Source organism: Crenalkalicoccus roseus (assembly GCF_004761865.1).
Taxonomy (GTDB): domain Bacteria; phylum Pseudomonadota; class Alphaproteobacteria; order Acetobacterales; family Acetobacteraceae; genus Crenalkalicoccus; species Crenalkalicoccus roseus.
In genome coordinates this window covers 24,813-34,453 of record NZ_SJDM01000034.1, presented here as the reverse complement: position 1 = coordinate 34,453, position 9,641 = coordinate 24,813, and the positions used below count along the sequence as shown (strand labels likewise).

General features: G+C 77.1%; 10 protein-coding genes. 2 read left to right on the top strand and 8 right to left on the bottom strand.

The annotated features are described in order from the left end of the window. Window positions 1-17: 17 nt before the first annotated feature. Window positions 18-1,703, bottom strand: coding sequence for a DEAD/DEAH box helicase (locus ET526_RS16430; protein ID WP_135469017.1), 1,686 nt, complete (start codon window positions 1,701-1,703; stop codon window positions 18-20). A 473-nt stretch (window positions 1,704-2,176) separates the two neighbouring features. Here ET526_RS16430 and ET526_RS16425 point away from each other — a divergent pair, with 473 nt between their 5' ends. Both ET526_RS16425 and ET526_RS16420 read left to right on the top strand, forming a co-directional pair. Continuing rightward, entirely contained in the window at window positions 2,177-3,055 is an 879-nt protein-coding gene (locus tag ET526_RS16425; protein WP_135469015.1) for an alpha/beta fold hydrolase, read from the top strand. Window positions 3,056-3,142: 87 nt separating this feature from the next. Next, on the top strand, window positions 3,143-3,844 hold the full coding sequence (locus tag ET526_RS16420; RefSeq protein ID WP_135469013.1) for an NnrU family protein: 702 nt from the start codon (window positions 3,143-3,145) through the stop codon (window positions 3,842-3,844). A gap of 9 nt (window positions 3,845-3,853) precedes the next feature. Here ET526_RS16420 and ET526_RS16415 read toward each other — a convergent pair whose 3' ends face one another. Genes ET526_RS16415 through narI form a run of 7 tightly spaced genes read right to left on the bottom strand, consistent with a single transcriptional unit; the run spans window position 3,854 to window position 9,635 of the window. Further along, the gene (locus ET526_RS16415; RefSeq protein ID WP_135469011.1) at window positions 3,854-4,207 is read right to left on the bottom strand and encodes a carboxymuconolactone decarboxylase family protein; all 354 of its coding nucleotides are present in this window, start codon (window positions 4,205-4,207) and stop codon (window positions 3,854-3,856) included. Window positions 4,208-4,254: 47 nt separating this feature from the next. Next, entirely contained in the window at window positions 4,255-5,466 is a 1,212-nt protein-coding gene (locus tag ET526_RS16410; RefSeq protein WP_135469009.1) for an NnrS family protein, read from the bottom strand. Window positions 5,467-5,483: 17 nt separating this feature from the next. Continuing rightward, window positions 5,484-5,795 carry a P-II family nitrogen regulator gene (locus tag ET526_RS16405; protein ID WP_135469006.1) on the bottom strand — a complete coding sequence of 104 codons (312 nt, stop codon included), beginning with the start codon at window positions 5,793-5,795 and terminating at the stop codon, window positions 5,484-5,486. 10 nt (window positions 5,796-5,805) lie between these two features. After that, window positions 5,806-6,786: a sodium-dependent bicarbonate transport family permease gene (locus ET526_RS16400; protein ID WP_135469004.1), complete on the bottom strand. Its 981-nt coding sequence runs from the start codon at window positions 6,784-6,786 to the stop codon at window positions 5,806-5,808. A gap of 54 nt (window positions 6,787-6,840) precedes the next feature. Then, window positions 6,841-8,133 (bottom strand): molybdopterin molybdotransferase MoeA, encoded by a 1,293-nt coding sequence (locus ET526_RS16395; protein WP_135469002.1) that lies wholly within the window; start codon window positions 8,131-8,133, stop codon window positions 6,841-6,843. A 34-nt stretch (window positions 8,134-8,167) separates the two neighbouring features. After that, window positions 8,168-8,926 carry a peptidylprolyl isomerase gene (locus ET526_RS16390; protein ID WP_135469000.1) on the bottom strand — a complete coding sequence of 253 codons (759 nt, stop codon included), beginning with the start codon at window positions 8,924-8,926 and terminating at the stop codon, window positions 8,168-8,170. Window positions 8,927-8,942: 16 nt separating this feature from the next. Continuing rightward, window positions 8,943-9,635, bottom strand: a complete 693-nt coding sequence (gene narI / locus ET526_RS16385; protein WP_135468998.1) for a respiratory nitrate reductase subunit gamma — start codon at window positions 9,633-9,635, stop codon at window positions 8,943-8,945. Between the last annotated feature and the right edge of the window lie 6 nt (window positions 9,636-9,641).

Here is a 9,641-nt window from a genome sequence, read left to right as displayed (position 1 = left end):
CGGCGGGGCCGCCTGCCTCAGCCCCGCTCCCGCCCCGGGCGCGGCCGCCGTGGCGGTCCGGCGCGGCGCGGCGCCGGGCCGCGCGGCAGGGGCTGCATCGGCTCGATGCGGATATGCGCGTCCTCCCCCTCCGCGCGGCGCGCCGCGGCGGCGAAGCGGGCGGCGGCGTAGGGCGCCACCTCGAACTGCGTCTCCCGGCCGAGGATGCGGATGCGCCCGATCTCCTGGCGCGTCACATGGCCGCGCCGGCAGAGGAAGGGCAGCAGCCAGCGCGGATCGGCATTGCCGTTGCGGCCGACATCGGCGCGGAACCACACCCCCTCGCCGTCGCGGCGGGGCCGCTCGCGCCCGGCGGCGGGCGGGGCGCGCTCCGGGATCTCCGAGAGCTCCTCGGGCGCGGGCAGGGGGGCGCGCAGCACCCGCACCAGCGCCGCGGCCAGCGCCTCCGCCCGGTCCTCGGGCAGCGCCGGCTCGGCGAGCAGCCGGCGCGCCACGGCGAGGTCCTCCTCCTCCGGCCCCTCCGCCACCAGCGCCGCCGCCCGCGCCGCGATGCGCTCGGCGTCGCGGGCGCGGATCGCCTCGGCCGAGGGGGCGGGTACCCACTCCGCGCGCACCCGGGCGGCGGCGAGCAGCCGCTCGGCGGCGCGGCGGCGCAGATGCGGCACCACCAGCAGGCTCACCCCCTTGCGCCCGGCGCGGCCGGTGCGGCCGCTGCGGTGCAGCAGCGTCTCCGGGTCGCGCGGCAGCTCGGCATGGATGACGAGGCCGAGCTCGGGCAGGTCGATGCCGCGCGCGGCGACGTCGGTGGCCACGCAGACCCGCGCATGGCCGTCGCGCAGGCTCTGCAGCGCGCGGGTCCGCTCGGCCTGGGTCAGCTCCCCGGAGAGGGCGACGGCGGAGAAGCCGCGCTCCGCCAGGCTCGCGTGCAGCCGCGCCACGCTGGCGCGCGTCGCGCAGAACACCATGGCGAGGCGCGGATCCTCGTGGCGCAGCAGGTTGACCACCGCCCGCTCGATCTCGTGCGGCGCCACCAGCGTGGCGCGGTAGGCGATGTCGCCGTGCTGCCCGGTCGGCGCGCTGACGGCGATGCGCAGCGCGTCGCGCTGGTAGCTCTTCGCCAGCGTCTCGATCGGGCGCGGCACGGTGGCGGAGAAGAGCAGGGTGCGGCGCTCCGCCGGCGTCTCCTCGAGGATCGCCTCCAGCTCCTCGCGGAAGCCGAGGTCGAGCATCTCGTCCGCCTCGTCCAGCACCACGACGCGCAGCGCCTCGGGGCGCAGGTTGCCGCGCTCCAGGTGGTCGCGCACGCGCCCCGGCGTGCCGACGACGATGTGCGCGCCCTGGGCCAGCGCCCGGCGCTCCGCCACCGGGTCCATGCCGCCGACGCAGGAGACCACCCGCCCCCCGGCCCCGGCGTAGAGCCAGGCGAGTTCGGTGCGCACCTGCAGGGCGAGCTCGCGCGTTGGCGCCACCACCAGCGCCAGCGGCGCGGCCGGCGGGGGCAGGTGCTCCTCCCCGCCGAGCAGCGCCTGCGCCATGGCGAGGCCGTAGGCGACGGTCTTGCCCGAGCCGGTCTGCGCGGAGACCAGCAGGTCCCGCCCCTCCGCGCCGGGCTTCAGCACCGCCTCCTGCACCGGCGTGGGCTCGGCGTAGCCGCGCTCGGTCAGGGCGGCGAGGAGCGGTGCGGGCAGGGCGGGAAAGGGCATGGCGCCGTCGGGTCCGGGAGGGGGAGGAAGGGGAGGTCCGGCCTGGGCGCGCCGGCGTCAAGCCGGGGCGGCGCGCCCCGCCGTGCCGGACCGCCCGCCGGCGGGTGGAGGGGCATGGCCGCCGGGGGCGGCCCATGGCGGCGGCAGGCCGCCCGCGATCCGCTCTGGCGCCCGGTCCGCGGAGGCGGAAGCCCAGAGCGGCGAACCAGCCGCCTGACGCAGAGCGGACGCGTGATCCGCCAAGGCGGATCGCGCTGGCGCGCCCGGTCCGCGGAGGCGGGGGCGCCGGGGCGGTGAACGGGCCGCCCGATGGAGGGCGGACGCGTGATCCGTGAAAGCGGGTCAGGCTGGCGCGCCGCTGCCACCCGGCTGTGATCGCGGACGCGGCTCCGGCCTCTTGCCTGGGAGGCAGAGTCGCGCTCCCGGCTGTCTCCGGCCGTCCGCGACCTGCTCCGGCGGCGCGGAGGCATGCGATGGCGGGATGGCGGAGGGTGGCGGTGGCGGCGCTGGCGGCGGGGCTGCTGGCCTGGCTTGGCCGGCCGCCCCGCCCGCCCCGCCGCGTCCGGGCGGAGCGGTACCGGCTGCGGGTCGGGGGGCTCCGGCTGCACGCGCGGCGCTGGGCGGGCGGGGCGGTGCCCGAGGGCCGCCCGCCCGTGGTGCTGGTGCACGGCCTCGGCATGTCGGGCCGCTACATGGTGCCGCTGGCCGAGTGGCTGGCGCCGGAATTCCACGTCCATGCCCCCGACCTGCCGGGCTTCGGCGGCAGCGACGCCCCCGGCCACGTGCTCTCCGTGCCCGAACTGGCCGATGCCCTCGCCGCCTGGATGGCGGCGGCCGGGATCGGCGGGCGGGTGGCGCTGATCGGCAACTCGCTCGGCTGCGAGATCGCGCTCGCCTTCGCGCTGCGCCATCCCGGGCGCGTGGCGCGGCTGGTGCTGCAGGGGCCGACGCCGGATGCGGCGGTGCGGCCGGCCTGGGCCCAGCTCTGGCGCTTCCTGCTGCTGGCGCCCCTCGAGCGCTGGTCCATCGCCTGGGTGGCGGCGACGGACTACCTCCGCGCCGGGCCCCGGCGCTTCGCTCGCAGCTTCCGCCACATGATGCGCCACGAGGTGGAGGAGATGCTGCCGCGCGTGGCGGCACCGGCGCTGGTGGTGCTCGGCGCCCGCGACCTGCTGGTGCCGCGCGCCTGGGCGGAGCGGATGGCGGCGCGGCTGCCGCGGGGGCGCCTCGTCCTCGTGCCCGGCGCGGCGCATGGCATGACTTGGTCGCACCCGCGGCGGCTGCGCGACGCGGTGCGGCCCTTCCTGCTCGGGGAGGGGGAGGGCCGGCCGCCGGCGCCCGCGCGCGGTTGACGCCGCCGGCGCCTTGCGGTCCGCTGCCGGCGGCCTGTTCGGCCCTGTTCCGGGCCGGCCATGCCTGATGGGCGGGAGACGCGATGCATGCTCGGCGGCTGGGGCGAATACGTCGCCGCCTTCCTGGCCTTCGCCTTCACGCACGCCCTGCCGGCGCGCCCGGCCCTGCGCGGCCGGCTGGTCGGGGCGTTGGGGGAGCGTGGCTATCTGCTGGCCTACAGCGCGCTGTCGGTGGCGCTGCTGGCCTGGCTGATCGCCGCGGCGGGGCGGGCGCCCTTCCTGCCGCTCTGGCCTTTCGCCCCCTGGCAGCTCTGGGTGCCGAACATCGCCATGCCGCTTGCCTGCCTGCTGATCGCCTTCGGGGCGGGAGCGGCCAACCCGCTTTCCTTCGGCGGCGGCGGCGGCGGGCGCTTCGACCCGGAGCGGCCGGGCATCGCCGGGGTGGCGCGGCACCCGCTGCTCTGGGCGATCGCGCTCTGGGCCGGCGCCCATGCGGTGCCGAACGGAGACCTTGCCCATGTGCTGCTGTTCGGCGGCTTCGCGGCAGGCGCGCTCGCCGGCATGGTGGCCATCGACCGCCGCCGGCGGCGCGCGCTGGGCGAGGCGGAGTGGCGCCGCCTCGCCGCCCGGACCTCCTTCTGGCCTCTCGCCGCCCTGGCGGATGGGCGCTGGCGGCCACGCGGCCTTGCCCCCGATCCGCGCCGCCTCGGCGCCGCGCTGCTGCTCTACGCGGCGCTGCTGCTGGCGCACCGGCCGGTGATCGGCGTCTCGCCTCTGCCCTTGCTTTAGGCCCTCCGGTCAGGCGGCCGACTTCCCGGCCAGGCGGCGGCGCTCCGGGTCGGTGATGTCCTCCACCCAGGTGAGGGCCGCCACCGCCTTGGGGAAGCCGAGGGTCGGGATCGCCATCAGCGCCACCTGCTTCAGCGCCTCCTTGGGGATGCCCTCCTCCAGCGCCCGGCGGCAATGGGAATGCACCCCGCCCTCCGACCAGGCGCCGATCGCCAGGGCCAGCTTCACCAGCCGCTGCGCCCTGGGGTCGATCGGCCCCGCCTTGGCGCAGGCCTCGCCGAGCGCGGCATAGGCCCGGTAGATCTCCGGATAGGCCTCCGCCACCTCGCCGGCCGCGGCCGGCAGCTCCTTCGCCTCGCGCATGGTCCTGTCCCCTCCTTTCCTGGGCACCCCTCCGGAACGCGGTACCCTCAGCCCGGCTTCCCGTCCGCCCGCGGCCGCAGCAGCATCGGCGCGAACACCGCGAGGAACAGCCCGAAGGCGGCGATCCACAGCGCCCCCGCCAGGGCGTAGGCGCCCGGGCCGGCCCCCAGGGCCGGGCCGAAGGCCCGCACCGGCGCGGCCAGCGCCAGCAGCAGGTAGGCCACCGCCACCGGCGGGGCGGCGACCAGGTCGCGCCCGGTATGGCCGAGCGTCGCCCGCGTCATCACCGCCAGGATCATCAGCCCGATCGCGCCCACCGCCTGCAGGTGCAGCCAGCCGCCCGCCCAGGGAGCCTCCGCCAGCAGCCAGGCGGCCTTGGTGGCCAGCGCCAGCGGCACCATCAGGTAGGCGAGGTGCAGCACCCAGAGGATCGGCTGGCCGAGTGTGCGCAGCCCGTGCCAGCGCGACAGGCGCAGCGCCGTGAGCAGCGCGGCGAGCCCCGCCACCACCCCGGCCAGCGCCCCGCCGGGCGCCAGCAGGTCCACCACGACCACCGCCAGCAGGGCCAGCATCGCCCCCCGGTCCACCCCCGGCAGCGGGCGCAGCTCCGCCGGGCGCCCCGCCTTGCGCAGCGCGTTCAGGGTGAAGGAGGGCACGATGCGCCCGCCGATCAGGCCGACCAGCGCCAGCGCCGCGTTCAGCGACAGCATCTGGCCGGTGGCGAAGCCCGCCGCCCACCAGCCCGCCACCTCGCCGAGCATCAGCAGGTCGCCGGCCCAGAAGACCAGCACCAAGGCCGGCGGGCCGAACAGCCGGGGCGTGCGGGCCTTCGCCAGCGCCGGCAGCACCATCAGCAGCAGCGCCGGCAGGGGCAGCAGCGCCACCACGGCGGCCGCACCGGGCGACACGGGGGAGCCGGGCAGCAGCGCGAGTCGCGCCGCCACGAACAGCCCGGCGAGCAGCGCCAGCGGCGCGCCGCCATAGCCCGGCCGCCCGGTCCAGTTCGGCACCGCCGTCAGCAGGAAGCCGGCGATCGCCGCGCCGATGAAGCCCGCGATCATCTCGTGCGCGTGCCACTGCGCGGGCGGCAGCGGGCCGGCCGGCAGGGCGGCGCCGTGCAGCGCCGCCACCCAGACCAGCATGCCGAGCACCGCCCACAGCCCGGCCATCAGGAAGAAGGGCCGGAAGCCGTGGGCGAACAGCGCCAGGCCGGCGGGCGCCGGGCGGCGCGCGGCGGCGGGAGAGGCATGGGCGGTCATGCGGCGCGGTCCTGCCGTCACACGAAGCGGTCCCCGCGCAGCACATAGCAGTCGCTGATGGTGACGATGGCCGGCTTGGCGACCAGCAACTCCTCTTGGTGGCGCACCACCCGCTCCGCGACCTCGTCCGAGACGACGCAGAGGATCACCACATTGTCGAAAATGCCGCCCGGCACGCCGGCCCGGCGCAGGCCCTGGCGGCCGCGGCCGACCTTCACCGGCAGCACCGTCCAGCCGGTGGCGCCGAGCTGGTCCAGCCATGCAGTGACCTGCTCGGCCCGCACCGCCTCCATCACGATCTCGATCCGCTTGCGTGCATGCAGCGCCATCTCTGCCCTCTCAGCCCACGACCATCTGCGCCGCGGCGATCCAGATCGGAATGCCGGCGACGACATTGAACGGAAAGGTCACCGCCAGCGACAGGGTGACATAGACCCCTGCATCCGCCTTCGGCAGCGCCATGCGCATCGCCGCCGGCACCGCGATGTAGGAGGCGCTGGCGGAGAGCACCGCCATCAGTGCCACCCCGCCCACCGACAGCCCGACCAGCAGCCCCGCCCCGAGGCCGAGGGCGCCGCCGATCAGCGGCATGACCAGGCCGAAGGCGAAGAGCCGCGCATCCAGCACTCCCGGGGCGGCTCGGATCTGGCGCGCGGCGACCAGCCCCATCTCCAGCAGGAACAGCGCCAGCGCGCCGGGGAACAGCGCCTCGGCAAAGGGCGCGAATTGCGCGCGCGCCGGCTCGCCGCCGAACCAGCCAATGGCGAAGCTGCCAAGCAGCAGCACGATCGAGCCGTTCAGCAGCACCTCGCGCAGCAGCACCGGCAGTGGGGTCGGGGCGCCCGGGCCGGACGCGCGGTTGCGGTGGCGACGGACCGCGCCGTTGGCGAGCAGCAGGGCGGTGACGATGGCGGGCGTCTCCATCGCCGCCAGCACCGCCGGCATAAAACCCTCATGTGGCAGCCCGAGGGCGTTCAACGTGCCGATGGCGGTGGCAAAGGTCACCACGCTGACCGAGCCGTAATGCCCTGACACCGCCGCCGCCGTCTCGCGGTCCAGGCTCGAGGCGGCGCGCAGCAGTGCGAAGGCGAGGATCGGCAGCAGGAAGCTCAGCACGACCCCGGCACCGAGCGCGCCCCACAGCCCCTCGGAAGCGCCCGGAGTGCCGAGCGCGGCACCGCCCTTCAGCCCGATCGCCACCATCAGGTAGATCGAGAGCGTCTTCGCCAGCGACTCGGGCAGGTGAAGGTCCGAGCGCAGCGCTGCGGCGGCGGCGCCGAGCACGAAGAACAGAATAGGCGGGGGGATCAGCTCGGCCATAGAAAGGCGCTCTCTTGCAGCATGGGGAAGCGGGCGGTCGGTGCGCGCATGTCGTCAGCCCAGCCCGAAGCTGGCCCCGAAGGGGTGGAACCGCACCGGGTCGCCGGGGGCGACGCGCTCGCAGCCGGCGGGCAGCCAGAGCAGCCCGTCGGCGCGCGCGAGGGGGGCGAGCCGCGCCGAGCCCGCCTGCCCGGCGCGCGCCAGCACCGGCAGGCCGGCCTCGTCATGGCCGGCGACCACCGCCGGCAGGTATTCCTCCCGCCCCGGCTTGCGGCGGAAGCCCTCGCCGGCGCGCGCGGCCAGCGGCGCGGCGCCCCCGGCGCCGGCGCCGGCGAGGCGCGCCAGCAGGGGCCGCCCCAGCACCAGCATGGTCACCAGCGCGGCCAGCGGGTTGCCGGGCAGGCCGAGCCAGAGTGCCCCGCCGATGCGCCCGTGCGCCAGCGGCTTGCCGGGCTTCAGCCGCAGCTTCAGCACCTCCGCCGTCCCGCCCGCCGCGACGGCGGCGCGCGGCAGGTGGTCGGCATCGCTGCCGGAGATGCCGCCGGTGGTGAGGATCAGGTCATGCCCCGCCGCCGCCCCCGCCAGCGCCCCGGCGAGGGCGTCCGGCTCGTCCGGCAGCAGGCCGAGATCGGCGCAGGCGATCTCGGGCCGCGCGGCGAGCAGGGCGCGCAGCATCGGCCGGTTGCTGTCGTGCACCGCCGCCCCGCTTCTCGCGGCGCCCGCGGCGCGCAGCTCGTTGCCGTTGGAGAGCAGCGCCACCCGCACCCGCCGCCGCACCCTCGCCGCGGCGACCCCGGCGGCGGCGAGCAGCGCGACATGGCGGGCATCGAGGCGCGTGCCGGGCGCGGCCAGCGCCTCGCCCGCCGCCACGTCCTCGCCGCGGCGGCGGATGTTCTCGCCCGCGCGCGGCAGGCGGCGGGCATGCACCCGCCCCTCGCGCAGCGCCACATGCTCCTCCATCACCACCGCGACGACGCCTTCGGGCAGGGCGGCACCGGTGAGCAGGCGCACCGCCTCGCCCGGGGCGAGCGCCGGCCCCGGCGCGTCCCCGGCCGCGATCCGGCGGGCGAGGCGCGGCGGCGCGGCGCCGGGCGCGAGATCGGCCGCCGCCAGGCCGTAGCCGTCCATCGCCGACTGGTCGAAGGGGGGCAGGGCGGTGGCGGCGCGCGGCGGCTCGGCCAGGACCCGGCCGGCCGCCTGATCGAGCCTCACCGTCTCGGCGCCGTCCACCGGCCGGGCGGCGCGGAGCAGCCGCTCCCGCGCCGCCTCGGGCGGCACCAGGCCGGGCGCGTCGTCGCAGCAGGCGGGAACCGCGTCGGGGGCGGGGAGGAGCGTGCCATCGGGCATGGTCGGATCGTCCGGGTCGGCGGGGCGTGCCCGGCTACTGCACCAGCGGCCCGTCCGCGGCGGCGAGGGCGATGCCCTCGATGCGGGCGCGTCCGGCGAGGATGGCGATGTACTGGTGCAGGGCACGGCGCCGCGCCGCCTCCTGCAGCCAGGCGGCGATGCGCTCCCGCACCGCCTCGAAGGGCAGGTCGCGCCCCGCCTCGTGCCGCAGCAGGCGCACCACGTGGTAGCCGTAGCGGGTGGCGACCGGCGCGGCGCCGACCTCGCCGGGGGCGAGCGCGCGCAGCGCCGCCTCGAATTCCGGCACGGTGCTGCCGGGCTCGATCAGGCCGAGATCGCCGCCCTGCTCGCGCGAGGGGCAGGCGGAATGCGCGCGGGCAAGCTCGGGCAGCCGCGCCGGATCCGCCGCGACGAGCCGCGCGAGGCGCCCGGCCTCGGCCTCGGCGGCGCGGCGCGCCTCCGGGTCGTCCGGGTCGGCCGCGAGCAGGATGTGCGCGGCGTGCCACGCCTCCGGGCTGCGCAGCCGGGCGCGGTTGGCGGCGAACCAGCGGCGGAAGGTGGCCTCGTCCGCCTCCGGCACCGCGACCTCGGCGGCGAGGAGGCGGGAGACCGCCGCCTCCTCGTCCGCCGCGACGTCATGGCCCTGCCGCGCCGCCTCGGCCAGCAGGAGCTGGCGGACCACCAGCGCCTCGGTGGCCTGCCGCCACGCCTCCTCGCGGCTGGCGGCGGGGTGGTGCTGCATCTCCGCCGCGATCGCCCGCTCGGGGATCTCGACGCCGTCCACGCGGATCATGCCGGCGCGCTCCCCCTCAGGCCGTCCGCGCGCCGCGGCGGCGCACGAGCTGGTAGGGGCGGAAGGCGTAGCCGATCGGCGCCGACCAGATGTGCACCAGGCGCGAGAAGGGGAACACCACGAACAGGGTGATGCCGAGGAAGATGTGCGCCTTGAACACCCACTCCACGCCCACGAGGTGCGCCGCCGCGCCGGCCTGGAAGGTGACGATGTCCTGCGCCCAGTGCGAGAGCTGCACCATCACCGCCCCGTCGCGGTGGCCGAGCGAGAAGGGGATGGTGGCGAGGCCGAGCACGAGCTGCACCCAGAGCAGCCCCAGTATGCCGATGTCGGCGAAGGAGGAGGTGGCGCGGATGCGTGCGTCGAACAGCCGCCGGTGCAGCAGCATAGTCAGGCCGACGAAGCACATGGTGCCGGCGATGCCGCCCGCCACGATCGCCAGCATCTGCTTCTGCGGCGCGGTGAGGAAGACCTCGTACACCGCCTTCGGCGTCAGCAGGCCGACGGTGTGGCCGACCAGCAGGAACAGGATGCCGATGTGGAACAGGTAGCTGCCGATGCGGAGCTGGCGCCGGCGCAGGAGCTGCGAGGAGCCGCTCTTCCACGAGTACTGCTCCCGCTCGAAGCGCACCAGGCTGCCGAGCAGGAAGACGGCGACGGCGATGTAGGGGTAGATGCCGAAGGCCAGGGTGTGCAGGTAGTCGGACATGGCGGG